The following is a 26813-nucleotide window of genomic DNA, read 5'->3' as shown; positions in this document are numbered from 1 at the left end:
GGCTCTTTTTTGTTTGCGGTTGCTGAGCCGGATAGAGGTTCGCAGGAAGATTGCGAATCCGGGTGTTTTCATGGCGCCGGCACCTTCTTTCCACGCAGGGGAAGAAGGCGAAATGGCGTGCATGGGCTGGACAAAAGCGACTTGCCTCATATTTCGGAAGGGCACGGGGCCGTAGAGCGAAAGGACCATGTGATGGCGAAGAACACGATCTGCCTTTGGTACGACAAGGACGCCGAGGCGGCCGCCCGCTTTTATGCCGAGACGTTTCCCGATAGCGCAGTCGGTGCCGTCATTCGCGCACCCGGAGACTATCCCTCCGGCCAGCAGGGAGACGTGCTGGTCGTCGAATTCACCGTTGCGGGCATCCCCTGCATCGGCCTGAACGGCGGCACTGCGTTCCAGCACAACGAAGCCTTCTCGTTCCAGATCGCAACGGACGACCAGCAGGAGACCGACCGCTATTGGAACGCCATTGTCGGCAATGGCGGGCGGGAAAGCGAGTGCGGCTGGTGCAAGGACAGGTGGGGCGTGTCCTGGCAGATCACGCCGCGCATCCTGACCGAAGCGCTCGCGATCGGCGGCGACGAGGCAAAGCGCGCCTTCGACGCGATGATGACCATGAAGAAGATCGACGTGAAGGCGATAGAGGCGGCCCGGCGCGGCTGAGACGCTGCCGCGCCCGGCTTCAGGCGTGGGAACGTCGCCTTCAGCAGGCGAGGTCAGCAACCACCGCGTCGAGGATCAGCATGCCTGCGGGCGTGCAGCGCAGGCGCGAATTGCCGAGGCGCTCGATGAAGCCGTGGTCGATCAGGAACTGTTCGCGGTCAGGGTCCGGTCCGCGGCCGGCGAGCGCCTGCCAGCGGGCGAGATCGACGCCCTCGGTCAGGCGCAGGCCCATCAGGAGTAGTTCGTCGGCCTGTTCGGAAAGCGCCAGCACCTCCCGGTCGACCATGCCGTGGCCCTCCGCTTCGACCCGGCCGAGCCAGGTCTCGGGATGGCGCTCGGTGGCCGTCGCGACCTTGGCGTCGCCCGCAGACAGCCGGCCGTGGGCGCCGGGGCCGATGCCGACATAGTCGCCGTAGCGCCAGTAGGTGAGGTTGTGCCGGCTTTCCGCGCCCGGGCGGGCGTGGTTGGAAACCTCGTAGGCGGGCATGCCCTCGCGGGCGGTGATCTCCTGCGTCGCCTCGTAGAGGATTGCCGACTGCTCGCCGTCCGGAACCACCAGCTTGCCGGCCTTGTGCAGGCCGTAGAAGGGCGTGCCCTCCTCGATCGTCAGCTGGTAGAGCGACAGGTGGTCGACGGCATAGGAGACGGCCTGCTTCAGCTCCGCGTCCCATTTGGCGACCGTCTGGTTCGGCCGCGCATAGATCAGGTCGAAGGACATGCGCGGAAAGATCTCGCGCGCCAGCCGGATCGCCTTCAGCGCGTCGTCGACGTCGTGTAGCCGTCCGAGGAACTTCAGGTCGCGGTCGTTGAGCGCCTGAACGCCTAGCGAGACGCGGTTGACGCCGGCTGCGCGGTAGCCGCGGAAGCGTTCGGCCTCGACGCTGGAGGGGTTCGCCTCCATGGTGATCTCGATACCGTCCGGCATGTGCCAGTAGCGGCCGATGCCCGAAAGGATGGCGTCCACGGTCGAAGGCAGCATCAGCGACGGCGTGCCGCCGCCCATGAAGATGCTGGTGACGGTGCGCGGGCCGGTCAGCCGCCGCATCGTCTCCATCTCCGCCAGGAAGGCAGCGACGAAGCGGTCCTGGTCAACCGGCTGGTGGCGGACATGGCTGTTGAAGTCGCAATAGGGGCATTTGGCGGCACAGAAGGGCCAGTGCACATAGACCCCGAAGCCGGGATCCAGCGGATCGCCGGTGACCGGCTGCCTCGTTGCAAAGGGAGTGACCGCCGTCATCGGTTTGCCTTCAAGCGTCCAGGCAGGTTTCGACGAAGCGCTTGAAGGCGCGCGCCCGGTGCGACAACGCCTGCGCCTGGCCCGGCTTCCAGCCGTGCTTTTGCTCCGCGCTCATCTCGCCGAAGGTCACCGCGTGGCCCTCCGGCTGGAAGACCGGGTCGTAGCCGAAGCCCTGGCTGCCGCGCGGCGGCCAGACGACCGTGCCGTCGATCTCGCCGCGGAACATTTCGGTATGCCCGTCCGGCCAGGCCAGGCAGAGCACGGAGACAAAGCGGGCGGTGCGGCCCGCGGGCGTCGTGGCGCCCTTCTCCGAGAGCGCCTTTTCCACCTTATCCATCGCCATGGCGAAATCGCGGCTGCCGTCTTCCTTCTCCGCCCAGTTGGCGGTGTAGACGCCTGGCGCGCCGCCGAGCGCGTCGATGACGAGCCCGGAATCGTCGGAGAGGGCGGGAAGCCCTGCAGCCTTGGCTGAGGCCAGCGCCTTGATCGCCGCATTCTCCTCGAACGTCGTGCCGGTCTCGTCCGGTTCGACGAAGTTCAGGTCGGCGGCGGATTTCGCTTCGAATCCGAGCGGGCCGATCAGGTCGCGGATCTCGCGGATCTTGCCGGCGTTGTGGCTGGCGACGACGATCGTTCGGGTATCAAGCTTGCGCATGTCTGTTCCTGTCAGGTCGTGTCCCCGTGGTCCAGTCCCCAGAGGCCGGGCTCGGCGCATTCGAGGCTGTTTCCGGCGGGGTCGCGGAAATATATGGAGCGGGCGCCGTTCGGCCAGCGGAAATCGGCCTCGATGGCGACCCCTGCTTCTTTGAGCTTTTCCGCCCAGAAATCAAGCGCTGCGGCCGATGCGCGAAAGCAGACGTGGCCTTGTCCCGTCATACCGTGTGCGGGGACCGGGAATGCTTCCGCAGTCGGCGGCACCACCGTCTCCTTCGGGTTGAAGATCAGAAGCACGCCCTGGCCGCAGCGATAGAAGACATGGCGGTCCGCGTGCCGGGTGATCCTCTCCAGTCCCAGCAGCCCGCCATAGAAGGCTTCGGCCGCGTCCAGGTCCTCGGCATAGAGGGCGGTCTCGAGGATGCCGTCGAGAGGATGCTGCGGGTCGGCCATTGGTCTCCTCCTGTCCTTCTCCCCGCTGGCGGGGAGAAGGTGCCCGAAGGGCGGATGTCGGGCAAGGGGGCTGTTCGCTCCCCCGCCTCTCAGGCGATCGCCTGCTTCTGCATCTCGACGAGATCGGCGATGCCGGCCTTGGCGAGCGCCATCAGGCTTGCAAACTCCTCGTCGGTGAAAGGCTTGCCCTCCGCCGTTCCCTGGATCTCGACGATGCCGCCCGAACCGGTCATGACGAAGTTCGCGTCCGTCTCGGCCGCGGAATCCTCCAGATAGTCGAGATCGATCACCGACTGGTCGGCGAAGATGCCGCAGGAGATCGCGGCGACATGGTCCTTCAGGACCTTCTCGACCTTGATCATGCCGCGCGTCTCCATCCACTTCAAACAATCGTTGAGGGCGATCCAGGCGCCGGTGATCGATGCCGTGCGCGTGCCCCCATCGGCCTGGATGACGTCGCAGTCGATGGTGATCTGCCGCTCGCCCAGCGCGGTCAGGTCGACGACAGCGCGCAGCGAACGGCCGATCAGGCGCTGGATCTCCTGTGTGCGGCCACCCTGCTTGCCGGCCGCCGCCTCGCGCCGCATCCGCTCGCCGGTGGCGCGCGGCAGCATGCCGTACTCGGCTGTGACCCAGCCCTTGCCGCTGTTCCTGAGCCACGGCGGCGTCTTTTCCTCCAGGCTTGCGGTGCAGAGCACATGGGTATCGCCGAACTTCACCAGGCACGAGCCTTCCGCATGCTTGGAGAAATTGCGCTCGAAGGAAACCTTGCGCATCTGATCGGTCTTTCTGCCTGACGGCCGCATCGTGTACTCCGTGTTCGCTTGAAATCTGCGGCTGCTTCTAGCGCATCGGCCGGAGAATCGAAATCGAATTTCGGTCCGGATGTCGCTTCATTCGATCGGGCGCAGGCGCTCCGGCGAAAGAGAGGCTTCCGAACCGGCGCGATTTCAGGGTATTGCGGCACGGCGCGGATGCAATTGTCCTTGTGCGGGGCCGGGGGCCACCCCTATATTCAGGCGCAATGGCAATGTTTGTTTGATCGGCATGGTACTGAGGACTCCCGCGGACACGGACATCTATGCGTCGCTTGACGAACGCGCGGGCGAGATATTCCGGCGGATCGTCGAGAGTTACCTGGAGCGTGGCGAGCCGCTCGGATCCCGCAACCTTTCCCGCATCCTGCCGATTTCGCTTTCGCCTGCCTCCGTGCGCAATGTGATGGCTGACCTCGAGGCGCTGGGGCTGATCTATTCGCCGCATGTCAGCGCCGGGCGGTTGCCGACGCAGATGGGACTGCGATTCTTCGTCGATGCGTTCATGCGCGTGGGCGGCGTGTCCGACGAGGACAGGGCCTCGATCGAGCGCCACGTCCATCGCCCGGGCCACGGCCAGAGCGTCGAGACGATGATGACGGAGGCGAGCAGCATGCTGTCGGGGGTGTCGCGCGGCGCCGGCATCGTCATCACCACCAAGAGCGATTCAATTCTCAAGCATGTGGAGTTCATCAGGCTGGAGCCGACCAAGGCGCTGGTCGTGCTCGTCGGCGAACACGACCTGGTCGAAAACCGCATCATCGATCTTCCGGCCGGAACCACCAATTCGCAGCTGACGGAGGCTGGCAACTTTCTCAACGCCCATCTGGCGGGCAACACCATCCTGGAGGCGCGCACCAAGCTCGAGCGGCTACGCCAGACCGTTCGCCAGGAACTGGACCAGCTTTCCCAGGACCTCGTCGAGCGCGGGCTCGCCGTCTGGTCGGGCGGCAACGACGCATCGAATCCGACCCGGCTGATCGTGCGCGGGCGGGCCAACCTGCTGGAGGGGCTTGCCGGCGCCGAGGATGTGGACCGGCTGCGGATGCTGTTCGACGACCTGGAGAAGAAGGACAGCCTGATCGAGCTTTTGAACCTCGCCGAGACCGGTCCGGGCGTCCGCATCTTCATCGGTTCGGAGAACAAGCTGTTCTCGCTCTCGGGCTCTTCGTTGATCGTGGCGCCCTATCGCGACGGCGAGGAGCGGATCATGGGCGCCGTCGGCGTGATCGGGCCGACGCGGCTCAACTATTCGCGCATCGTGCCGATGGTGGACTACACCGCGCAACTGATGTCCCAGCTCTCCCGTTGACGCTGGAGCATGTCGCGCAAAAGACCGCGATTTTGCCGAGTTCGGCGAAGGAGCCTTGATTTTTTCGCCGCGAAGCTCGATATCCGCCTCAACTCCCTCTCATTGTCCCCGCAGGTTGAAGCTGCGCGGACGGCTGGGGAATGAAGGAGCGCCGCGCCGCCTGAAGGGTTGTGCCGGCTCGCTCCGCCCGTTTAACCCATGCGCGGCCCGGCGCATCGCGATAGATCCCGGGACAGGCCGCTTTCTCAATCCGGAGAAAATCATGACCGACGATACCAGCAAGCACGCACCCGAAGCCGCCAATGACGAGGCCGAGATCGCCGCTGTGTCGCCAGAGACCGATGCAACCGAGGCAGAAGCCGATCCGGTCGACCAGCTCGTGGCGGAGAACGCGGAATTGCGCGACAGGTACCTGCGGCTTGCCGCCGAGATGGACAATCTTCGCCGCCGCACCGAGCGCGACGTCAAGGACGCCAAGTCCTATGCGATTTCGGGATTTGCGCGCGACATGCTCGCTGTCTCCGACAACCTGCGGCGAGGTCTCGATGCCATCCCGGCGGACGCACGCGAGACGGGCGACGCCGGGCTGAAGGCCCTGATCGAAGGCGTGGAGATGACCGAGCGCGCGATGCTGTCGGCGCTGGAACGCCACGGCGTTCGCAAGCTGGAGCCGATCGGCGAGAAGTTCGACCCGAACTTCCATCAGGCGATGTTCGAGGTGCCGAACCCGGAAGTGCCCAACGGCACCGTGCTGCAGGTGGTGCAGGACGGCTACAAGATCGGCGATCGCGTCCTCCGGCCCGCCATGGTCGGCGTCTCCAAGGGCGGCCCCAAGGTCGCCGCAGGCGGCGACAAGCCCGATCAGGCCTGAAACCCCGCCAAATCAGCAATCGACAAGTTCGAAACCCGGCATCCTCGCGGCTGCCGGGTTTTTCTTTGAGCGGAAAGCGGGGAAGTGCGTTGCAGCCGTGAGGCGAAAGAAAACCGGCCCGCCACAAGGCTGCCGGTTTTTCTTGTCTCCATGCCGCCGATCAGGGGCGACGGCGCTGACCTGTCGGGAGCTTCCATGCACAAAAAGCCCACGCCAAGGAAGAACGCAGAGCGCGCTCCCTCTGTGTGCCTCCGGCCGGCGGCCCGATCAGGCGGCGTTGGACGCCTGTTCCTCGCTCAGGCAGGCGTAGATCGCCGTGGCCGAATCCGAGGAGCGCAGCTTCGCCACCATGGCCGGATCGCGCAGCACCCGGGCGATGCGCGAAAGGGCCTTGAGATGATCGGCGCCCGCACCTTCCGGCGCGAGCAGCAGAAAGACCAGGTCGACCGGCTGGTCGTCCAGGGCTTCGAAGTCCACGGGCGTCTCCAGGCGGGCGAAGAGGCCGGTGATCTGGTCCAGCTCCTTGAGCTTGCCATGCGGGATGGCGATGCCGTTGCCGACCCCGGTCGAGCCGAGACGCTCGCGCTGGAGGATGACATCGAATATCTCGCGCTCCGGAAGCCCGGTGATCTTCGCCGCTTTTATTGCCAGTTCCTGAAGTAGCTGCTTCTTCGAATTGGCTTTCATAGCCGGAATTATCGCACTCTGCTGCAGCAAACCTGCCAATGCCATTCTCTTGTCCTCGTGAGCCGCAGTGAAGGATTGAAGCGGAAAGCGCCCAGCCCCCGGACGCTTTCCCCTGCCACTTTAGCCTTTGATATTGGCTGCATCTATCCAGCCAATATTTCCGTCGTTTCGTCTGTAGACGATATTGAGCTGCTCCTGGCCGACGCTACGGAAGAGCAGGACCGGTTCGTCCGTCATGTCGAGCGCCATGACGGCGCTCGCAACGGACATGGTCTTCAGCTTCTTCGTGCTTTCCGCAACGATCGTCGGTGCGTAGTCGGCCGGAAGTTCATCCGTGTCATCCGGTATGGCGTCCACGACGGCGTAGGCGACTTCCGCATAGGCGTCATGGCCGTTTCCATTGTGGTGGTCCTTGAGCTTGCGCTTGTACCGCCGGAGGCGCTTTTCAATCCGATCGGAAGCCGCGTCGAACGCGATAATCGGATCGTTCGCCTCGCCATTGGCCTGCAGGGCGGCACCGGTGTCGAGGTGAACCTTGCAGTCTGCGCTGAATCGCGAACCGGATTTTTCCACGGTGACCTGGCTCGAATATCCTCCATCGAAATACTTGGTTACAGCCGCCCCGATCTGCTCTTCAATTCGCAGCCGGAATGCATCGCCGATTTCCATATGTTTGCCGGATACACGCACACTCATGGAGCTTCCTCTCAGATTGTGATTTGCGTGTCACAGTCTATTCCAACCGGACCCGTCATCCAAGCACTTCACGCGAGCAACACTTTTTCGCCTGTCGTACCGGGGAAAACGGGCATACCAGATCCGGCCTGTCTTCTCGCTGGAATTGGGGCGGGCATCTATCCCTTCCTTTCCCGAGAGTCAACAGCGCCGGCCGGAACAGGCCGGACACATTCTCGCCATCAATGATAACGGCACCGATGAAAAATGGATCCATCGGACGATACCGATCGCCGCCGCGATGGCAACGACGATCCCGCAGGCCGCGCTAACGCCTTGGTTTGCATCGGCCTTCTGCGGTGCCCGACGACGCCCGCCGCCAGGCACGAATGCGTGAAGCGACGGTGAGGCGTCGTGCTTGGACTTTCACGTCGATTTGTTCGGAATGGGAACTGCGGCGCTGACGCCGGCGTCAGAAGCCGGCAGCCTTGGCTAGCGCCCGCTTCTCGCGGCGGCGCTGGACTGAAGAGGGGATGTTCATCGCCTCGCGGTATTTCGCGACCGTGCGGCGGGCGATGTCCACGCCCCCCTTCTTGAGGATATCCACGATGTCGTCGTCGGAGAGCACGTCTTCCGGCGTCTCCTGGGTGATCATCGTGCGGATCCGGTGGCGCACGGATTCCGCCGAATGCGAATCGCCGCCGCCGGAGGCGCCGATGGACACGGTGAAGAAGTATTTCAGCTCGAACAGGCCGCGGGGCGTCAGCATGTACTTGTTGGACGTCACGCGGCTGACGGTCGATTCGTGCATCTTGATGGCCTCGGCGACCGTCTTCAGGTTGAGCGGCCGCAGATGATCCACCCCATGCATGAGGAAGGCGTCCTGCTGGCGAACGATTTCGGTCGCCACCTTCATGATCGTCTTGGCCCGCTGGTCCAGGCTTCGGGTCAACCAGTTGGCGCTTTGCAGGCATTCGTTGAGAAAGGCCTGGTCGTCGCTCGCCCGGTCGGACCTGCACGAGACGGAGGCATAGTATTCGTTGTTGACCAGGACGCGCGGCAGTGTCTCGGGATTGAGCTCGATGATCCAGCTTCCGTCCGGTGCGGTCCGCACGACGATGTCGGGGACGACGGATTCGCTGACGCCCGCCTGGAAGCGTGTCCCCGGCTTCGGATCGAGCTTGCGGATCTCCGCCAGCATGTCGATCAGGTCTTCCTCGTCGACGCCACACAGGCGCTTCAACGTGGCGAAGTCGCGGCGGGCGAGAAGCTCGAGGTTGCCGATCAGCGCTGCCATCGCAGGATCGAAGCGGTCGCGGGCGCGAAGCTGGATCGCCAGGCATTCGGCAAGCGTGCGCGCGAACACGCCGGGAGGATCGAACTGCTGCAGGGTATCGAGCACGCGCTCGACCTCCTGCAGCGGCTTTCCGAGCTTCAGCGCGGTTTCGGCGAGGTTCGAACTCAGGTAGCCGGCTTCGTCCAACTGGTCGATCAGGTGACCGGCGATCAACCGGTCGATCGGTGCCGTGAGCGAGAACGGGACCTGGGCTTCGAGGTGGTCGCGCAGCGTGGTCTGCCCGGCGATGAACTCGTCGAGGTCGTAGCCCTGGCCGTCGCAGTCTCCGGCACCCGGCATCGACTTCCACTGGCCGAGCAGTTCCGGTGCGTCCGCTGCCTTTGGGCCGGCGTCGTCGGGAAACACGTTCTCCATGCTGGTGTCGAAGGAGTCCGCCATGCTTTCGGTCCGGCCCGCCGTCGCCGATTCGTAGAGGTCGCCGGCATAGCCGTCCGCGGCAAGCTCGCCACTTGCGGCGGGGCGCTCCTCGTTGACGGAGTAGTAGTCGCTCTCTGCATGGACGACGTCGTCGCCGCCCCGCGCATTGTCGTCGCTCGACGCAAGTTCAAGCAGGGGATTGCGCTCGACTTCGTTTTCGATGAACTGCGTCAATTCCAGGTGCGTCATCTGCAGCAACTGGATCGACTGCATCAGTTGTGGCGTCATCACCAGAGACTGGCTTTGCCGCAGAAGAAGGCTGGCTGCGAGTGCCATGCGGACGCTCATACTCCCTTACGCCGCCGCATGTCGCTCGAAATTCAACAAGGACGCCGTACGCAAGCGCAGTCCTTTGCGGAAATCGATACCGATCTCCGCAACGGTCGATGCGCAGTTTCACAATTCTGATGCTGCTCTGAGCGCCCTCCAAGGGCTGCGCGGTGCAGCATGTACCCCAGGTCCACCGTCCCAAAACCGGTCCCGGACAGGCCGTGTTGCGGTGTTGGCTCCGGCGCGTGGAGCTCAGCTCCCACCCCCGGAATTCAGACTGGCCCAAAAATTGCTTTTTTATCGGATTTGGTCAAGCAGCCGTTGCGCGATAAGGTGAATTTCGTCGCTTCCGCGGTGGCAAAAGCGTGAAAATGCCGCGGTTCTGCCCTCCCTGCACGAAAGACGGCCGCCGCCGCCCCTGAAAATCCAGTGGTGGCGTGAAAATGCGTGAAAGAAGCCTAGAGGCTGAAATTGTCGCCCAGATAGAGACGGCGCACGTCGGGATTGGCGACGATGTCGTTTGCGCGGCCGTGGGTCAGCACCTCGCCGGCGTGGATGATGTAGGCGCGGTCGATCAGGCCCAGCGTCTCGCGGACGTTGTGGTCGGTGATGAGAACGCCGATGCCGCGCGACGTCAGGTGGCGCACCAGCGCCTGGATGTCGGCCACCGAGATCGGGTCGACGCCCGCAAACGGCTCGTCGAGCAGCATGAAGGTCGGATCGGTGGCAAGTGCCCGGGCGATCTCGAGCCTGCGGCGTTCGCCGCCCGAAAGGGCGATCGCCGCCGATTTGCGCAGGTGCGAGATCGAAAATTCGGCCAGCAGGCTGTCGAGCTTGCGCTCGCGGCGCGCCCGGTCGCGGTCGTGTACCTCGAGGACGGCGCGGATGTTCTGCTCCACAGTCAGCCCGCGGAAGATCGAGGCCTCCTGCGGCAGGTAGCCGACGCCGAGACGGGCGCGTCGATACATCGGCATCGTCGTGACGTCGTTGCCGTTGAGCTCGATCGTTCCCTCGTCCACCGGCACGAGCCCGGTGATCATGTAGAAACAGGTCGTCTTGCCGGCACCGTTGGGCCCGAGCAGACCGACCGCCTCGCCGCGCCGCACGACGAGCGACACGCCGTTGACCACGCGCCTGCCGCCGTAGCTCTTCGTCAGGTTGCGGGCAATCAGGGTGCCTTCATAGCGCGACGTGTCGGCCGTGCGCCGGATGAGCGGCTCGGCCTTCTTCACGCGGCGGGACATGCGGGAGAGGGAAACAAGGGACACGGCGTCGTCAGTTCGCGGTTTTGCGGGATTTGGGGTCGAGCTGTATCATGACCCTGCCGCCGCAGGCGTCGAGTTTGGCTTCGCCCGTGCGCATCAGCACGGTGAGCTGGCAGCCGACGAACACGTTCTTGCCTTCCGAAAGCACGACCTTGTCGCCCTTCAGCACGAACACCTCGTCGATGAGGTTGAAGGTGCCGGTATCGGCGGTGGCTTCCTGCGTGCCCGACTGGAGGAACACCTTGTCGGCAACCTCGATCTTCTCGATGTCGGCATCGCCGCTCGAGATCGAGCCACCGCCCTGGGCGGTGTAGTGAACCACCATGCTGCCGGCCTGCAGGGTCGTGGTGCCCTGCACCACCTTGACGTTGCCGGTGAACTGGGCGGTGTTGGACTGCTGCTGGATCTCCAGCTTGTCGCTCTGGATCTGGATCGGCTGGTCGTTGGACAGCTGAAGCCCCTTCAACTGGCTCTTCGTTTCCTGCGCGCCCGCAGTCGTTGCGGCAAGCAGGAGACCGGCTGCGAGAAGCGGCAGGATGGCATGTCTTTGCGCGGGTTCAGAAAATGCGGACATCGTGGCCCTACTTCTCTCTGTTGCGGATAGCTGCGGGATCGACATTGACGACGACGTCTCCCTCGAAGACGACGGTTCGCCCTTTATCCGTCATTCGCAGCGACTGCGCAACAATCGAAGCTTCCTTGGACTGGATGGTGACGGGCTGCTGGGTCGACATGCGGCCGCCATTGATGTCGAGATGGGCGTCGCGGAAGGCGGCCTCGAGGCCGGTGTTGAGGCGAATGGTGAAGGGCGCGGTCATGTCGAGGATGTTGCGGCCGCGGTCGTAGATGCCGGTGACGGCGTCGACCTGCGCAACCATCTTGTCGTTGACCGGCATCTGCGCCTTGATGTTTTCCAGCTGGATGATGTCGGGATTCTTCATGTCCTGCAGCGCCCGGTCGGCTTTCATCGAGTAGCTGATGCCGTCACGGTTGCGACCGGCAATGGCGGGATTTTTCATCACCACCTTGCCGTCCTCGATCGTGGCGCTTTCGACCTCGAGTTCGTCGGGAATGTATGTGCTGACGATGGAGACGATGGCGAAGGCGGCGGCGATCACAAGGCCGATCACCGGCAGCGCGATCTTCAGCACGCGCACGCGCGCCGAATGGCGCGCCGCCCGACGGTATGTCTCCGTCATGCGGCTCTCCGGCTGCCCTGCGTGATGCGTATCTGCGACTGTTGTCAGCATAAGCCTTGTTCGATGTCTGCGGCCCCAAGGCCCGTGCCGGCGCAGTCGCCTGTGCCCCGAACCATAGTAACGCGCCCCATATGGCAATTATTCCAGAAGAAACAATGGATGTGTAGATTTTGATGCGAATGATTTGCTATCTGCCCGGCTAATGCCATATCGATGGGGCATTTGGCAAATGGCGCCTTCGCCGTCGGCCATGAAAAATCACCGCACGGGGAATTTGCAGATGGATCAGTCCGCTATAGCCGATCGTCGGCAGTTGCGCCGCAAGCTCACCTTCTGGCGGGTCGCCGCCGTGCTGCTTGCGGCTGCCGCCGCATTCGTCGCAGTGGCTGTCAACTGGGAGACCGGTGCGGCCCAGAACCACATCGCGCGCGTAAAGATCAGCGGCATCATCCAGGACGACACCGAGCTTCTCGAGCGGCTGGAGCGGATCGAGCGCAACGACCGCGTCAAGGCGCTGGTGGTGTCCATCACCTCGCCGGGCGGGACGACCTATGGCGGGGAGGTCATCTTCAAGGCGCTGCGCAAGGTGGCCGAGAAGAAGCCGGTCGTTGCCGATGTGCGCACGCTTGCCGCGTCCGCGGGCTACATGATCGCAGCCGCCGGCGACACGATCATCGCCGGCGAGAGCTCGATCACCGGCTCGATCGGCGTGATCTTCCAGTATCCGCAGATCAAGCCGCTGATGGACAAGCTCGGGGTCTCGCTGGACGAGGTGAAGTCGGCGCCGCTGAAGGCCGAGCCCTCTCCGTTCCATCCGGCCAGCGAGGAGGCCAGGGCGATGATCCGCCGCATGGTCGACGACAGCTTCGCCTGGTTCGTCGATCTGGTCGCCGACCGCCGCAAGCTGCCGCGCGAAGAGGTCCTGCGGCTTGCCGACGGCAGCATCTATACCGGCCGGCAGGCGCTCCAGGCCAAGCTCGTCGACAAGCTCGGCGGCGACGACGAGATCCGCGACTATCTTCAGACGCGGGACGTCAGCCGCAGCCTTTCCGTGATCGACTACGAACCGCCGCGGCGCTCGGGCCTGTTCGGCATCGGCATCGACTCCGCCGATCTGCTGAAGGGGTTGCTCGGGCTCGACGTCGGCCCCTCGAACGCGATCGAAAAGCTCGGGGGCGAAAAGTTGTTCCTTGACGGTCTTGTCTCTGTTTGGCAGGTTGGACGTGATTGAAAAGACACGCGTTTTGAGGGGACAACAGTGATCAAGTCAGAATTGGTACAGATCGTCGCCGCTCGCAATCCGCATCTCTATCACCGCGACGTGGAGAACATCGTCAACGCGGTGCTGGACGAGATCTCCGATGCTCTCGCCGCCGGCAACCGGGTCGAGCTGCGCGGCTTCGGTGCCTTTTCGGTCAAGAACCGCCCGTCGCGTTCCGGCCGCAACCCGCGCACCGGCGACAGCGTCTTCGTCGAGGAGAAGTGGGTACCCTTCTTCAAGACCGGCAAGGAGCTGCGCGAGCGGCTCAACCCTAATCACCTGGACGACGACGCCGATTGATGTCGGCGCCGCGCCGCGGTCCATCGACAGTTCCGTTTGCGGGAGGCGGCCCCATGGCCAGGAAAATCGTCAACATCGTCGTGCTGGTGCCGGTCGCGATCGTGCTCATCGTGCTCTCGGTCGCCAACCGTCAGCCGGTGCGCATGGCGCTGAACCCGTTCAGGCCCGAGGATTCGGTTCTCTCGATGACCGCGCCTTTCTTCGTCTTCCTCTTCCTGGCGCTGTTGCTCGGCATGATCATCGGCGCCGTCGCCACCTGGATCAGCCAGCACAAGTACCGCAAGCGCGCCCGCGTCGAGGCCACCGAGGCGGTCAAGTGGCAGACCGAGGCGGACAAGCAGAAGGCCCGCGCCGAAACGCTCGCCTCCCAGACGGCTCTGCCGCCGCCGAAGTAGGAAGGGGTACCGCTGGCCTTGTGGTGCCCGCCGCCCCCTCATCCGGCGCTGCGCGCCACCTTCTCCCCGATGGGGAGAAGAGGGAACGCGAAGTAGTGCCATAGCCGAGCGGAGTTGCTGCGGCTTCGGGCGATGTCTCATCCAAGCAGAAAACGCATGTGACGGACGTGATCCGGGCAGGGCCGAGCAACGGTCTCCCTCTTCTCCCCAGCGGGGAGAAGGTGGCCCGAAGGGCCGGATGAGGGGGCTTTCCCGCACACTCTGTGCCCGCTGCCTCCCCCACATTTGACGGAGAGAGCTCCCTTAAGCGACGCCGCCGTTCAGGCGGGTGCCGAGATCGGCGAAGAACTGCGCGGCGAGCTTCTTCGAGGTGGAATCGATCAGGCGGGAGCCGAGCTGGGCCAGCTTGCCGCCGATCTCGGCGTGGACCGTGTAGGACAGCAGCGTCTCAGTGCCCTCGTCGGTCAGCATCACGTCCGCCCCGCCCTTGGCGAAGCCGGCAATCCCGCCCTTGCCCTCGCCGGCGATGGTATAGCTCTCCGGCGGATTGAGGTTCGACAGCGTCACCTCGCCCTTGAAGGTGGCGGAGACCGGCCCGATCTTGATCTTGACGGTGGCCTCGAGTTCGGTCGGCGACGTCTGGCTCAGCGACTGGCATCCGGGAATGCAGGCCTTCAGTGTCTCCGGGTCGTTCAGCGCGGCCCAGACGGCTTCGCGCGGGGCGGCGATGCGCTCCTCACCTGTCAAGTCCATGGCGTCTCTCCTCCTGAACCGCTCGCTTGATTTATCGCAGATCGGAAAGCGCTTTGCCAAGTGGGAGAGGGGTGCTATTTGGTCTCGCTTTCCCGCGGATCTGCGTCCGCTTTCCAAAAAAGAACCAGACGGACCGCGACGTGAAGGACAGGAACCGCCGGCAGAAGAAGGGCCCCGCTGCATCGGGTGCGGCGCACGCCAGCGATCGCGCCCGGCCGGCTGCGTCTGCCAAGGCTCCCGCCAAGCCGGAGATGAAGGGCGGCCCCAAGCATCCGGGTCCCGCGCGGACACTTGCAAAAACACGCAATGTCGCAGCCGATACGGCGCGCACCCGCCCGCAAAAGGTGGTCGAACAGCCCTCCGAGCCACCGCGCCCGGTGAGAGTGCATGCCGGCGACAAGCCGACCGAGCGGGTTCCGGTCATCCTCGAGACGGCCGGCACCGACGACTATCGCCTGATCGACAGCGGCGACGGCGAAAAGCTCGAGCAGTACGGGCCTTACCGGATCGTGCGGCCCGAGGCGCAGGCCCTCTGGCCGCGGAGCCTGCCGGCGCACGTCTGGGACCGGGCGGATGCCGTCTTCACCGGCGATACCGACGAGGACGGCATGGGGCGCTGGCGTTTCCCCGGCGCGGCACTCGGCGAAACCTGGCCGATGCGGCTGCTGGAGACGGATTTTTACGGCCGCTTTACTGCTTTTCGCCATGTCGGCGTCTTTCCCGAGCAACTGGCCCACTGGAGCTGGATGAAGGCGCGGATCGAGGCTGCCGGCCGGCCGCTGAAGGTGCTGAACCTGTTCGGCTATACCGGCGTCGCCTCGCTGGTGGCCGCGCGTGCCGGCACCGAGGTCACCCATGTCGACGCCTCGAAGAAGGCGATCGGCTGGGCGCGCGAGAACCAGGCCCTGGGTCGCGGCGAGAAGCTGCCGATCCGCTGGATCTGCGAGGATGCGATGAAGTTCATCCTACGCGAGGAGCGCCGCGGCAGCCGCTACGACATCATCCTCGCCGACCCGCCGAAATTCGGCCGCGGGCCGAACGGCGAGGTCTGGCAGTTGTTCGAGGGCCTGCCGCTGATGCTCGACATCTGCCGGGAAATCCTGTCGCCGAAGGATGCAGCCCTGGTGCTGACGGCCTATTCCATCCGGGCGAGCTTCTATTCGATCCACGAACTGGTGCGCGAGACCATGCGCGGCCGCGGTGGGCTGGTCGAATCTGGCGAACTCGTCATCCGCGAGGGCGGCCTCGACGGCAGCGTAGCCGGCCGCGCTCTTTCCACGTCCCTTTTCAGCCGGTGGACTTCCTGATGAGCGAGCATCGCCACGAGCACGACAGGGGTCCGCACCGCGTGGGCCAGGTCAAGGAGGTGACGAGCCTCGCCAATCCGATCGTAAAGGACCTCAAGGCGCTCGCCCAGAAGAAGACGCGCGACGAGACGAAGACGTTCATGGCCGAGGGGCTCAAGCTGGTGATCGACGCGCTGGAGCTCGGCTGGGCCATCCGCACGCTGGTCTATGCCAAGGCCGCCAAGGGCAAGCCGCACGTAGAGCAGGTCGCTGCGAAGACGTTCGCCAGGGGCGGACTGGTGCTGGAGGTCAGCGAGAAGGTGATGTCGGCCATCACCCGGCGCGACAATCCGCAGATGGTGGTGGGCGTCTTCGAGCAGCGTTATACGCCGCTGAAGGACCTGCGCCCGGGCACCGGCGAGACCTACGTGGCTCTGGATCGCGTTCGCGACCCGGGGAACCTCGGCACCATCATCCGCACCGCCGACGCGGCCGGCGCCTCCGGTGTCATCCTCGTCGGCGATACGACCGATCCGTTCTCGCTGGAAACGGTCCGGGCGACGATGGGATCCGTCTTCGCCATGCCCGTCACCAAAGCCTCGGTCGCCGATTTCCTGCGCTGGAAGAAGGAGGCGGGCGTGAAGGTCGTCGCCACGCACCTGGCCGGCGCCGTCGACTATCGCACGATCGACTACAAGGGGCGGCCTGTCGTTCTCCTGATGGGCAACGAACAGGCCGGCATTCCCGACGAACTGGCGCAGGCGGCCGACGCGCTCGCGCGCATCCCCCAGGCCGGCCGCGCCGACAGCCTCAACCTGGCGATCGCGACCGGCGTCATGCTGTTCGAAGCCCGCCGTCATCTCCTGTCCCTGGACGGCTCCGAATGAACGATCGCATACCGTTGTTTTCCAGGCCGATCCCGGTCGCCATGTTCATCGTGCTCGCGGTGCTGGTCGACCAGCTCGTGAAATTCGCTGTCGAGGCCTGGCTGCCGTTCCAGCAGCCGGTTCACGTCTTGCCGATGCTGGCGCTCTACCGCACCTACAACTACGGCGTCGCGTTCTCGATGCTGTCGGGCATGGAGGACTGGTTCATCGTCGGCCTGCGCCTCGTGGTCGTCGCCTTCGTCAGTTGGCTCTGGTGGCAGACGCCGAAGGCGAGGGGGGTGGCGCATGCGGGCTATGCGCTGATCATCGCCGGCGCGATCGGCAATCTCGTCGACCGCTTCCTGTACGGATACGTGATCGACTACGTGCTGTTCTACACCTCGACCTGGTCGTTCGCCGTCTTCAACCTCGCAGACAGCTTCATCACCATCGGTGCCGGCCTCATCCTGCTGGACGAACTGTTGCTGATGCGCCGGCGCAAGGCACCCGCCGATCGTTAAAATGCGAGCGGTTTGCTGAAGCGGTTCTGAACGCTTGGCATGCTATCTGCGCCTGCATGAGCGAACCAGCCAAGCTCCAGGACAGGCTCCGGGCGGAATTCGCGGACGAGCCGAACGACGACAGGGGAGCGCCGCGCAACGACGGCGGCGAGCCGGGCGATAGTGTGCGCGCGGCCCGGTCTCCGGCCGATGTCGCGGGCCAGGCGCCCTTCGACCAGGCATTCACCTCGGCGATCGTCGCCGGCCTGACACTGCTTTCGGCCGGGCTCGTGCTGGTCACCGGCATCCTCCAGGACTTCCACATCGCGGCGTTCGGCCTCGGGACGATCGGGATCGCCGGCTCGATCCTGCTGATCCGGCACGGATTGCACAGCGCACAGCGAAGCGGCCGTCACGCAGAGCATAGTCACGACCTCTACTGGGAGCAGAACGAGACGGCGGCGGTGACGGCGGCGATCCACGACATCCTGCGCGACATCGTCATGGTTCGTTCGCTGGACGGAAAGATTCTCCGCGCCAATGCCGTGATCAGCGACCTCGTCGGCATCATCGATCCGACGGGGCTGTCCTGCAGCGAGATAGGGCTGGATTTCCGCTCTCAGGCGCTGCCCTATCACTACGACGTCGAGATCGCGACGCCGGGCGGTCCGCGCATCTATGCCTGGCACGACATCACCATCCGCGATCCGGCGACCGGCGAACTGGTGATCCACAGCATCGCCCGCGACGTCACCGAGGAACGCCGTGCGGAGAACGAGCGCGAGATCGCACGGCGCCGGGCGGAGATGGAGAGCGAGACGAAATCCCGCCTGCTCGCCACCGTCAGCCATGAAATCCGCACGCCGCTGTCGGGTATCCTCGGCATGTCGCACCTGATCGGCCAGACGCGGCTGACGGCGGAGCAGAAGAACTACCTCGCCGGCATCCGCCAATCCGGCCACGCACTGGTGCAGCTCGTCGACGACCTGCTCGACTTCTCCACGATCGAGGCGGGGCGCTTCCAGCTTCGCCCCTGCGAGGAGCCGGTGCGTCCATTGCTGGAAAGTGTCGTCGAGATGCTGTCGCCGCGGGCCCACGAGAAGGGGATCGAGATCGGCTCCTTCGTTTCCGCCGACGTGCCCGCCGTCATGCTCTTCGACGGACCGCGGCTCAGGCAGGTGCTCTACAACGTCATCGGCAATGCGGTGAAGTTCACCCCCGCGGGAGGGGTCTATCTCGAGACGATGCTCGAGGGCGAGCATATCGTCGTCACGATTGCAGACACCGGCCCCGGCATGACGGCGGAGGAGCAGGCGCGCGTGTTCGAGGCCTTCGAGCAGGCGGGTGGCGTCTCCCAGCGCCGCGGCGGCGCCGGGCTCGGGCTCGCGATCTCGGCGCGCATCCTGCGCGAGGCCGGCGGCGCACTGACGCTTGCGAGCGAACTCGGCCGCGGCTCCACCTTCACGATCCGGATGCCGGCGGCGCCCTCGCTCGCCCCCGTCACCGGTCGTTCCGGGCCGCTGCGCGGCTCGGCCGTCTTCCTGTTCGCCCCGGAAGGGCCGGTCTCGAAGGCCCTGAAGCGGACCATCGAGACGCTCGGCGGCACCTGCCGCCATGTCGCCGAGGTAAACGAGGCGCTGGAGATCGCCCAGGGCGCGGTGGCTTTTCCGCTGACCGACATCATCGTCGACAATAGGCTTTCCGGCGATTTCCGGCGGGAGCTGTTGCACCTTCCGGTCTTCGCCGACGCCTGCATCCGCCGCGTCTATCTCGTCAACCCGGAGGAGCGCACAGGCCGGGCGATCGGCAACGGCGAGGGCTATGACGCCTGGCTGATCCGTCCCTTGCGCGAACGTTCACTGGTGGAGGTCCTGCGCGGGCGCATGAAGGGCATCGAGATCCGCGACGCGATCAACGACAACCGCCCGGTCCTGAGCGAGCCGCCGGCAGACGACCTCCCGCCAGAGCCGGATCGGCCGGCCGGCCGGGTGCTCCTGGCCGAGGACGATCCGATCAATGCGATGCTGGTGCGCTCGATGCTCTCGAAGGCGGGCTTCGAGGTCATGCTCGTCGAGGATTTCCCGGCGCTGCTTACAGCCCTCGGCGAGGGCAGGGTTCGGCCGGACATCGTCATCACCGACGTCGGCATGCCGGGCGGCGAAGGGCGCGAGGTGATCCGCGCGATCGCTTCCGGAAAGGGAGCAGTGCCGCTCATCGTGCTGACCGCCGACCGGCGTGCGGCGCTTCACCAGGAATTGATCGCCTTCGGCGCGGCCTGCGTCATGGTCAAGCCCGCAGAGCCGCCGGCGTTGCTTTCCGAGGTCTCCCGGCTGATGGCCGCGCGCGTGTCGAACTAAGTTCGCTGCTGCCCCTGATTGTGGCCTGCATGTCCTTGCCGGCCGGCGTGCACGGTCCTATGGTCCCGGTCGCGTGGATGTCACCATCCTGTTGCAGATTCGTGTTTAAAGACGCGCAAATCAACGCAGGAAGGTGGCCCATGACCGTGGAGATCGCAGAGCCCAACGTGGTGACCGAAACCGTACCGCCGACGTGCCAGCTTCCTGTGCGCAGGTCTGCCGAGGTGCTCGGCCGGATCGGCACGCTCGAGACGCGCCTGGCCCTGAAGAACAGCGAGATCGATGCCGCCCAGGCCGTCCGCTATCGCGTCTTCGTCGAGGAGATGAACGCCCAGATTGCCCCCGATGCGATGCGCCGCCGGCGCGACATCGACGCCTGGGACATGGTCTGCGACCACTTGCTCGTGCTCGACACTGCGATCGAGGGCGACCCGGAAGAGCAGATCGTCGGCACCTACCGCCTACTGCGGCAGGACGTGGCCAGGGGCTCGGGCGGCTTCTACTCGCAATCGGAATTCGACGTCGAGACGATGATTGCCCGCCATCCGGACAAGCGTTTCATGGAGCTCGGCCGCTCCTGCGTCCTGCCGCAGTACCGCACCAAGCGCACGGTCGAGCTGCTCTGGCAGGGCGCTTGGGCCTATGCGCTGAAGCACGGCGTCCAGGCGATGTTCGGCTGCGCCTCGTTCGGCGGCGTCGTCCCCGAGGAGCATGCTCTGGCGCTGTCCTTCCTGCACCAGAATGCTCTGGCGGGCGGGGAATGGGCCGTCAGGGCCCATGAGGACCAGTATCGCACCATGGACCTCGTGCCGAGCGAGGCCGTCAATGCACGGCGCGCGCTCGCCGCCATGCCGCCGCTGGTCAAGGGCTACCTGCGGCTTGGTGCGATGATCGGCGACGGCGCCGTCGTCGATCATGCCTTCCGCACCACCGACGTCCTGACCGTGCTGCCGATCGGCAGCATCTCTGGCCGCTACATCAACTACTACGGCGCTGACGCCGGGCGGTTTGCCAGCTGAGGCAATCCATCATTTCCCCGGTCAAAGGTTTTGAATGACAATCCCTCCCGTTGCCGGGAGGGATTGTCGTATCGAAGCCCTCAAACCCCGGCGTTGTACGCCGCGAGCGCCGCCATGTTGACGATATCGCTGTCCTTTGCGCCCATCGAGACGATCTGGACCGACTTGTCGAGGCCGACCAGCAGCGGGCCGATCACGGTCGAGCCGCCGAGTTCCTGCAGCATCTTGGTCGAGATCGCCGCTGAGTGGAAGGCGGGCATGACCAGCACGTTGCCGGGGGCGGAGAGGCGGCAGAACGGATACTGCTCCATGATCTTCGGGTTCAGCGCCACGTCGGCGGCCATCTCGCCGTCGTACTCGAAATCGACGCGCCGCTTGTCGAGGATCTTCACCGCCTCGCGCACACGCTCGGAGCGCTCCCCGGAAGGATTGCCGAAGGTCGAATAGGCGAGCATCGCCACGCGCGGTTCGTAGCCGAGCCGGCGGGCGAGACCGGCGGCCTCCTCGGCGATGTCGGCCAGTTCCTCCGCGTTCGGCATGTCGTGCACGGCGGTATCGGCGACCAGCACGGTGCGGCCGCGGCAGAGCGCCAGCGAGGCGCCGATGACGCGGTGTCCCGGCTTGGCGTCGATGCAGCGGCGCACGTCTTCCAGCGCGGTCGAGTAGTTGCGCGTCAGGCCCGTCACCATCGCATCCGCGTCGCCGAGCGCGACCATGCAGGCGGCGAAATGGTTGCGGTCGTTGTTGATCAGGCGCTGGGCATCGCGGAACAGGTAGCCGTTGCGCTGGATGCGGGCGTAGAGATAGTCGGTATAGGCGTCGTTGCGCTTGGAAATGCGCGCGTTCAGAAGTTCGATGCCGGGCCGGTCGAGATCGATGCCGGCACGCTCGGCGGTGTCGCGCATGCGCTCTTCCCGGCCGACCAGGATGGCGGTGCCGAGCTGCTGGTTGGTGTAAGAGACGGCGGCGCGCATCATCTGCTCTTCCTCGCCCTCGGCGAAGACCACGCGCTTGGGATGCCGGCGCACGCGCGCATAGATGCTTTGCAGCGTCGAGGCGATCGGGTCGCGCCGCGCCTTCAGTTCACGCGCATAGGCGTCGAGGTCGAGCAGCGGCCGGCGGGCGACGCCGGTGTCCATCGCCGCCTTCGCCACGGCCACCGGGATTGCCGAGATCAGGCGCGGGTCGAAGGGGACGGGGATGATGTACTGCGCGCCGAAGCGGGGCCGGTTGCCCTGGTAGGCGGCGGCGACGTCGTCGGGCACGTCCTCCTTGGCGAGGTTTGCGAGCGCCTCGGCGGCGGCGATCTTCATCGCGTCGTTGATCGTGGTGGCGCGCACGTCCAGCGCGCCACGGAAGATGTAGGGAAAGCCGAGAACGTTGTTGACCTGGTTCGGGTAGTCCGAACGCCCCGTGGCGACGATCGCGTCGTCACGGATGCGGGCGACCTCCTCCGGGGTGATCTCGGGGTCCGGATTGGCCATGGCGAAGATGATCGGATGCGCCGCCATCGAGCGCACCATCTCGGCCGTCAGCGCCCCCTTGGCCGAAAGACCGAAGAACACGTCGGCGCCATCGAGCGCTTCCTGCAGGCTGCGCCGGTCGGTCTTGACGGCATGGGCCGACTTCCACTGGTTCATGCCCTCCTCGCGCCCCTGGTAGATGACGCCCTTGGTATCGCAGAGGATGACGTTTTCGGGATTGAAGCCCATCGACTTGATCAGCTCGACGCAGGCGATCGCGGCAGCACCCGCGCCGTTGCAGACGAGCTTGGTCGTCTTGAAATCGCGGCCGGTCAGCGTCAGCGCGTTCGCCAGGCCCGCGGCGGCGATGATGGCGGTGCCGTGCTGGTCGTCGTGGAAGACGGGGATGTCCATCAGTTCGCGCAGGCGCTGCTCGATGATGAAGCAGTCCGGCGCCTTGATGTCTTCCAGGTTGATGCCGCCGAAGGACGGACCGAGATAGCGCACGCAGTTGATGAACTCGTCGACATTTTCCGTATCGACCTCGAGGTCGATGGAATCGACGTCGGCGAAGCGCTTGAAGAGTACGGCCTTGCCCTCCATCACCGGCTTTGAGGCGAGCGCGCCGAGATTGCCGAGGCCGAGGATGGCCGTGCCGTTGGAGATAACGGCGACCATGTTGCCGCGGGAGGTGTAGTCGTAGGCGCGCGAGGGGTCTTCCGCGATCGCCTTGACGGGGACGGCCACGCCCGGCGAATAGGCCAGCGACAGGTCGCGCTGCGTTGCCATCGGCTTGGTCGGGGTGATCTCGAGTTTTCCGGGACGACCCTGCGCGTGGAAATCCAGCGCTTCCTGATCGGTCACGCTTGCAACCGCCCGCTTCGTCTTGCCTGTCTGCGCCATCGGTCTCCCCCCAATGCATTTCCGGTCAACCTCTTGTGGGCAGCAGGCCCTGCGCCCCCTTGAGGTGTTGTCTTCTATAGCGACAGGCGGATAGGGTGACACCTCTTTTTTGGGATGAACAGCTTTTCCGTGAACGACCAGATCGTGCGCCCCGGCGACATATTGACGACCTCCGAACTTGCCAGCGTGGCGAGCCGTGCATCGGCGACGCCGATGATGGAACAGTATATCGAGATCAAGGCCAACAATCCCGATTGCCTGCTGTTCTACCGCATGGGCGATTTCTACGAGCTGTTCTTCCAGGACGCTGCCGACGCCTCGCGTGCGCTCGGCATCACCCTGACCAAGCGCGGCCAGCACCTGGGGCAGGACATCCCGATGTGCGGCGTACCGATTCATGCCGCCGACGACTACCTGCAGAAGCTGATCGCGCTCGGCTTCCGCGTCGCCGTCTGCGAGCAGGTCGAGGATCCGGCAGAGGCCAAGAAGCGCGGCTCGAAGTCGGTCGTCCGCCGCGACGTCGTCCGTCTCGTTACCCCCGGAACGCTGACAGAGGAAAAGCTGCTCTCGCCGTCCGACGCCAACTACCTGATGACGCTGTCGCGCATCCGTGGCGGCGCCGATCCGGCTTTGGCGCTCGCCTGGATCGACATCTCCACCGGCGTCTTCCGGCTGGCTGAGACGACCGGGCAGCGGCTCCTGGCGGACATCCTGCGCATCGAGCCGCGCGAACTGATCGTGCCCGACACGCTGTTCCATGATCCCGAGTTCCGTCCCGTCGTCGACGTGCTTGGCAGGGTCGTCGTTCCCCAGCCGGCGGTGCTGTTCGACAGCGCGACGGCGGAGGGCAGGATTGCCCGCTATTTCGACGTCGGCACGCTCGATGGTTTCGGCACCTTTTCGCGCGCCGAGCTGTCGGCGGCCTCTGCTGCGATCGCCTATGTCGAGAAGACGCAGATCGCCGAGCGCCCGCCGCTCGGGCTGCCTGAGCGCGAAAGTGCGGCCTCGACGCTGTTCATCGACCCGGCGACCCGGGCCAACCTCGAGCTAGTGCGCACGCTCTCCGGCGAGAAGAGCGGCACGCTCCTGAAAGCAATCGACCGGACGGTGACGGGCGGCGGCGCGCGGCTGCTGGCCGAGCGGCTGATGTCGCCGCTGACCGATCCTGAGCCGGTCAACGAGCGCCTGGATTCGATTGCGGCCCTTGCCGCCCGTCCTTCCTTTGCCTCCGACCTGCGCGATGCGCTGAAGCTTCTGCCGGACATGCCGCGTGCGCTCTCCCGGCTGGCGCTCGGCCGCGGCGGCCCGCGCGACCTCGGCGCCCTGCTGCAGGGGCTGCGGGCGGCCTCAATGGTCGCCGGCATGATGGCGGGCGAGGATCTGGAGGGCGAGCTGGCCGCGGCCCGCAAGCACATCGAGGCCCTGCCGGGGGAGCTGGTCGAACGGCTCGCTTCCATGCTCGGCGACGAGCTGCCGCTGCTGAAGCGCGACGGCGGCTTCATCCGCGAGGGCGCGGACGCCGAGCTAGACGAGATGCGCGCGCTGCGCGACCAGTCGCGCCGGGTGATCGCCGGCCTGCAGCTGCAATATGCCGAGGAGACCGGCGTCAGGTCGCTGAAAATCAAGCACAACAACGTGCTCGGCTACTTCATCGAGGTCTCGGCCGGCAACGCTTCGGCGCTCACCGAGGGCGGCGAGGCCAAGGCGCGCTTCATCCACCGCCAGACCATGGCCGGCGCGATGCGCTTCACCACGACCGTGCTGTCCGAGCTGGAGACGAAGATCGCCAACGCCGCCGACCGGGCGCTGGCAATCGAGCTTGCGGCGTTCGAGGTGCTGACGGAGGCGGTGGTGGCGCAAGCCGATGCGGTCAAGGCGGCCGCACGCGCCCTGTCGGTCGTCGATGTCTCGCAGGGGCTTGCGGTCCTTGCCGAGGAGCAGGCCTATTGCCGCCCGGTCGTCGATCGCTCGAAGATGTTTGCGATCGCGGGCGGTCGCCATCCGGTCGTCGAGCAGGCGCTGCGCCGGCAGGCCGGCAATCCTTTCGTCGCCAATGCCTGCGACCTCTCCCCGCCAAGCGGCGAAGGCGACGGGGCGATCTGGCTCCTGACCGGCCCGAACATGGGCGGCAAGTCGACCTTCCTGCGCCAGAACGCCCTCATCGCGATCCTGGCGCAGATGGGATCCTATGTTCCCGCCGAAAGCGCCCATATCGGCGTCGTCGACCGCCTGTTCTCGCGCGTCGGCGCCTCGGACGACCTGGCGCGGGGCCGCTCGACCTTCATGGTCGAGATGGTGGAGACGGCGGCGATCCTCAACCAGGCCACCGAGCACTCGCTGGTGATCCTCGACGAGATCGGCCGGGGAACCGCGACCTTCGACGGCCTGTCAATCGCCTGGGCCGCCGTCGAGCACCTGCACGAGGCAAACCGTTGCCGCGGCCTGTTCGCCACCCACTTCCACGAGCTGACGGTGCTCTCCGAGAAGCTCGCCCGCCTTTCCAATGCGACGATGCGGGTGAAGGAGTGGGACGGCGAGGTGATCTTCCTGCACGAGGTCGGCCCCGGCGCCGCCGACCGGTCCTACGGTATCCAGGTGGCGCGGCTGGCCGGTCTACCCGCCTCCGTCGTGGCGCGGGCGAAGGACGTGCTCGCCAAGCTGGAAGACGCCGACCGCAAGAACCCGGCAAGCCAGCTGATCGACGACCTGCCGCTGTTCCAGGTGGCGGTGCGGCGCGAGGAGGCCGGGCGGGCTGCGGGCATCTCGAAGGTCGACGAGATGCTGAAGGGCCTCAGTCCCGACGACATGTCGCCGCGCGAGGCTCTGGAGGCGCTCTATGCGCTGAAGAAGGAAGCCGGCGCACGTTAGGGTTTCGCGGCACCATGCAGCGGATGCCACCAACGGCGACTTTCGGCCCTGAGCGGGCATCGAAGGGCCGATCTGGATATGTCGTTGATTGGTGGATTGCTGACTGACGGATTTTTGTGGCCTATGCGTTATGAGCGGAATATCGCTGCGAGAACCGAGCCGGGATGGGAGCGTCAGTGCAAGGCAGAAAGATCGTTATCACAGGAGCGAGCCGTGGACTTGGTCGGGCTTTGGCAATTGTGGCCGCGTCTCAGGGAGCACTTCCGATCCTTCTAGGGCGCTCTCTGGATGCCTTGCAGGAGGTGAGCGACACTATTTCAAGCAACGGAGGGCCGCGAGCCGATAGTTTTGTCTGTGATCTTTCGAGCCCTCGGTCCATCGCCAGCGCGGTGAACAAGATTGCAATGATGCATCCTGATATCGATGTATTGGTCAACAATGGCGCGCAGTTCACGACAGGCAGTCTGGAAGACCATACTGACGAACAGATCATGGCCGTGGTGAACTCGGCGGTCGCGGGCACCATGATCCTGACGAGAGAACTGTTGCCTTTGCTGAAAGCGAGGGCACGTGCGGACATCCACAATGTCGTTTCGATGTCGGGTTTGCCATATGCGAGGTTCGTTGGCGCTTCGCTTCCGTTCAGGGCAGCGAAAGCGGCGCAAGATGGCTTCACTCAAGGTTTGGTAGAGGAGCTTCAAGGAAGCTCCATTCGTATCACCTCGATCTATCCGGGTATTATTGAGGACGTTTCCCCGGTCACGGCAGACTGGCAGAGGCAGCGTGGGATCGACGAGGGCCTAACCAACAAGGAAGTGGTCGACGCGATTATCTACGCCCTATCCGCGCCTGCGAACGTCTCGTTGCGCCAGATTGTTATCGAGCGTACCCGTTCAGACTTCCTATTGTAGCTTGGTCGATCCTTCGGGTGCTATAGCCCACGCACTCGCCCCAAGGCTATGAC

General features: G+C 65.2%; 25 protein-coding genes. 13 read left to right on the top strand and 12 right to left on the bottom strand.

Going from position 1 to position 26813, the window contains the following annotated elements:
• The first annotated feature begins 192 nt into the window (after positions 1-192).
• Positions 193-666, top strand: a complete 474-nt coding sequence (locus GGQ64_RS07420) for a VOC family protein (protein WP_183801489.1) — start codon at positions 193-195, stop codon at positions 664-666.
• Positions 667-706: 40 nt separating this feature from the next.
• On the opposite strand, the gene hemW is transcribed toward GGQ64_RS07420, so the two are convergent.
• The 4 genes from hemW to rph form a co-directional block, all read right to left on the bottom strand.
• Positions 707-1903: a radical SAM family heme chaperone HemW gene (gene hemW, locus GGQ64_RS07415; protein ID WP_183801486.1), complete on the bottom strand. Its 1197-nt coding sequence runs from the start codon at positions 1901-1903 to the stop codon at positions 707-709.
• A 10-nt stretch (positions 1904-1913) separates the two neighbouring features.
• Entirely contained in the window at positions 1914-2558 is a 645-nt protein-coding gene (gene rdgB / locus GGQ64_RS07410) for an RdgB/HAM1 family non-canonical purine NTP pyrophosphatase (protein ID WP_183801483.1), read from the bottom strand.
• Positions 2559-2569: 11 nt separating this feature from the next.
• Entirely contained in the window at positions 2570-3010 is a 441-nt protein-coding gene (locus tag GGQ64_RS07405; RefSeq protein ID WP_183801480.1) for a VOC family protein, read from the bottom strand.
• 89 nt (positions 3011-3099) lie between these two features.
• Complete coding sequence (gene rph, locus GGQ64_RS07400) at positions 3100-3816, bottom strand: ribonuclease PH (protein ID WP_183801477.1); 717 nt, start codon at positions 3814-3816, stop codon at positions 3100-3102.
• A gap of 241 nt (positions 3817-4057) precedes the next feature.
• On the opposite strand from rph, the gene hrcA reads away from it, so the two are divergent.
• A complete protein-coding gene (gene hrcA, locus GGQ64_RS07395) occupies positions 4058-5137 on the top strand; it encodes a heat-inducible transcriptional repressor HrcA (RefSeq protein WP_183801474.1) in 1080 nt (359 codons plus the stop codon).
• Positions 5138-5399: 262 nt separating this feature from the next.
• Positions 5400-6008: a nucleotide exchange factor GrpE gene (gene grpE / locus GGQ64_RS07390; RefSeq protein WP_183801471.1), complete on the top strand. Its 609-nt coding sequence runs from the start codon at positions 5400-5402 to the stop codon at positions 6006-6008.
• A 267-nt stretch (positions 6009-6275) separates the two neighbouring features.
• Here grpE and ptsN read toward each other — a convergent pair whose 3' ends face one another.
• The 6 genes from ptsN to lptC form a co-directional block, all read right to left on the bottom strand.
• The gene (ptsN, locus tag GGQ64_RS07385) at positions 6276-6740 is read right to left on the bottom strand and encodes a PTS IIA-like nitrogen regulatory protein PtsN (protein ID WP_183801468.1); all 465 of its coding nucleotides are present in this window, start codon (positions 6738-6740) and stop codon (positions 6276-6278) included.
• Positions 6741-6815: 75 nt separating this feature from the next.
• Positions 6816-7391, bottom strand: coding sequence for a ribosome hibernation-promoting factor, HPF/YfiA family (gene hpf, locus GGQ64_RS07380; RefSeq protein WP_183801465.1), 576 nt, complete (start codon positions 7389-7391; stop codon positions 6816-6818).
• 451 nt (positions 7392-7842) lie between these two features.
• Positions 7843-9372 (bottom strand): RNA polymerase factor sigma-54, encoded by a 1530-nt coding sequence (rpoN, locus tag GGQ64_RS07375; RefSeq protein ID WP_484549458.1) that lies wholly within the window; start codon positions 9370-9372, stop codon positions 7843-7845.
• Positions 9373-9872: 500 nt separating this feature from the next.
• Positions 9873-10658, bottom strand: a complete 786-nt coding sequence (lptB, locus tag GGQ64_RS07370) for an LPS export ABC transporter ATP-binding protein (RefSeq protein WP_183802572.1) — start codon at positions 10656-10658, stop codon at positions 9873-9875.
• 31 nt (positions 10659-10689) lie between these two features.
• A complete protein-coding gene (locus tag GGQ64_RS07365) occupies positions 10690-11253 on the bottom strand; it encodes an LptA/OstA family protein (RefSeq protein ID WP_183801459.1) in 564 nt (187 codons plus the stop codon).
• A 7-nt stretch (positions 11254-11260) separates the two neighbouring features.
• Complete coding sequence (lptC, locus tag GGQ64_RS07360; protein ID WP_183801456.1) at positions 11261-11929, bottom strand: LPS export ABC transporter periplasmic protein LptC; 669 nt, start codon at positions 11927-11929, stop codon at positions 11261-11263.
• A 229-nt stretch (positions 11930-12158) separates the two neighbouring features.
• Here lptC and sppA point away from each other — a divergent pair, with 229 nt between their 5' ends.
• Genes sppA through GGQ64_RS07345 form a run of 3 tightly spaced genes read left to right on the top strand, consistent with a single transcriptional unit; the run spans position 12159 to position 13834 of the window.
• The gene (gene sppA / locus GGQ64_RS07355) at positions 12159-13109 is read left to right on the top strand and encodes a signal peptide peptidase SppA (protein ID WP_183801452.1); all 951 of its coding nucleotides are present in this window, start codon (positions 12159-12161) and stop codon (positions 13107-13109) included.
• A 27-nt stretch (positions 13110-13136) separates the two neighbouring features.
• Positions 13137-13439: an integration host factor subunit beta gene (locus GGQ64_RS07350; RefSeq protein ID WP_183801449.1), complete on the top strand. Its 303-nt coding sequence runs from the start codon at positions 13137-13139 to the stop codon at positions 13437-13439.
• A 53-nt stretch (positions 13440-13492) separates the two neighbouring features.
• Positions 13493-13834: a DUF1049 domain-containing protein gene (locus GGQ64_RS07345; RefSeq protein ID WP_183801446.1), complete on the top strand. Its 342-nt coding sequence runs from the start codon at positions 13493-13495 to the stop codon at positions 13832-13834.
• A 303-nt stretch (positions 13835-14137) separates the two neighbouring features.
• Here the strand turns inward: GGQ64_RS07345 and GGQ64_RS07340 are convergent, their stop codons facing one another.
• Entirely contained in the window at positions 14138-14587 is a 450-nt protein-coding gene (locus tag GGQ64_RS07340) for an SRPBCC family protein (protein ID WP_183801443.1), read from the bottom strand.
• A gap of 140 nt (positions 14588-14727) precedes the next feature.
• Here GGQ64_RS07340 and GGQ64_RS07335 point away from each other — a divergent pair, with 140 nt between their 5' ends.
• The 5 genes from GGQ64_RS07335 (at position 14728) to olsB (ending at position 20615) form a co-directional block, all read left to right on the top strand.
• Positions 14728-15894 (top strand): RsmD family RNA methyltransferase, encoded by a 1167-nt coding sequence (locus GGQ64_RS07335; protein WP_343059438.1) that lies wholly within the window; start codon positions 14728-14730, stop codon positions 15892-15894.
• On the top strand, positions 15894-16760 hold the full coding sequence (locus GGQ64_RS07330; protein WP_183801440.1) for a TrmH family RNA methyltransferase: 867 nt from the start codon (positions 15894-15896) through the stop codon (positions 16758-16760). Before GGQ64_RS07335 ends, GGQ64_RS07330 begins: the two co-directional genes overlap by 1 nt.
• Complete coding sequence (gene lspA / locus GGQ64_RS07325; protein ID WP_183801437.1) at positions 16757-17260, top strand: signal peptidase II; 504 nt, start codon at positions 16757-16759, stop codon at positions 17258-17260. The genes GGQ64_RS07330 and lspA overlap by 4 nt, the downstream gene beginning before the upstream one ends.
• Positions 17261-17316: 56 nt before the next feature.
• A complete protein-coding gene (locus tag GGQ64_RS07320; RefSeq protein ID WP_183801434.1) occupies positions 17317-19596 on the top strand; it encodes a hybrid sensor histidine kinase/response regulator in 2280 nt (759 codons plus the stop codon).
• A gap of 140 nt (positions 19597-19736) precedes the next feature.
• Positions 19737-20615: a l-ornithine N(alpha)-acyltransferase gene (gene olsB, locus GGQ64_RS07315; RefSeq protein WP_183801431.1), complete on the top strand. Its 879-nt coding sequence runs from the start codon at positions 19737-19739 to the stop codon at positions 20613-20615.
• Positions 20616-20695: 80 nt separating this feature from the next.
• Here olsB and GGQ64_RS07310 read toward each other — a convergent pair whose 3' ends face one another.
• Positions 20696-22981 (bottom strand): NADP-dependent malic enzyme, encoded by a 2286-nt coding sequence (locus GGQ64_RS07310; RefSeq protein ID WP_183801428.1) that lies wholly within the window; start codon positions 22979-22981, stop codon positions 20696-20698.
• A 129-nt stretch (positions 22982-23110) separates the two neighbouring features.
• Here GGQ64_RS07310 and mutS point away from each other — a divergent pair, with 129 nt between their 5' ends.
• Positions 23111-25849 carry a DNA mismatch repair protein MutS gene (mutS, locus tag GGQ64_RS07305; protein WP_425488498.1) on the top strand — a complete coding sequence of 913 codons (2739 nt, stop codon included), beginning with the start codon at positions 23111-23113 and terminating at the stop codon, positions 25847-25849.
• Positions 25850-26013: 164 nt separating this feature from the next.
• Positions 26014-26760, top strand: a complete 747-nt coding sequence (locus GGQ64_RS07300) for an SDR family oxidoreductase (RefSeq protein ID WP_246422475.1) — start codon at positions 26014-26016, stop codon at positions 26758-26760.
• Positions 26761-26813: the final 53 nt, after the last annotated feature.

Source organism: Mycoplana azooxidifex (assembly GCF_014196765.1).
Lineage (GTDB): Bacteria > Pseudomonadota > Alphaproteobacteria > Rhizobiales > Rhizobiaceae > Mycoplana > Mycoplana azooxidifex.
The sequence above is the reverse complement of the archived record's forward strand: the minus strand, read 5'-3'. Positions and strand labels throughout refer to the sequence as shown.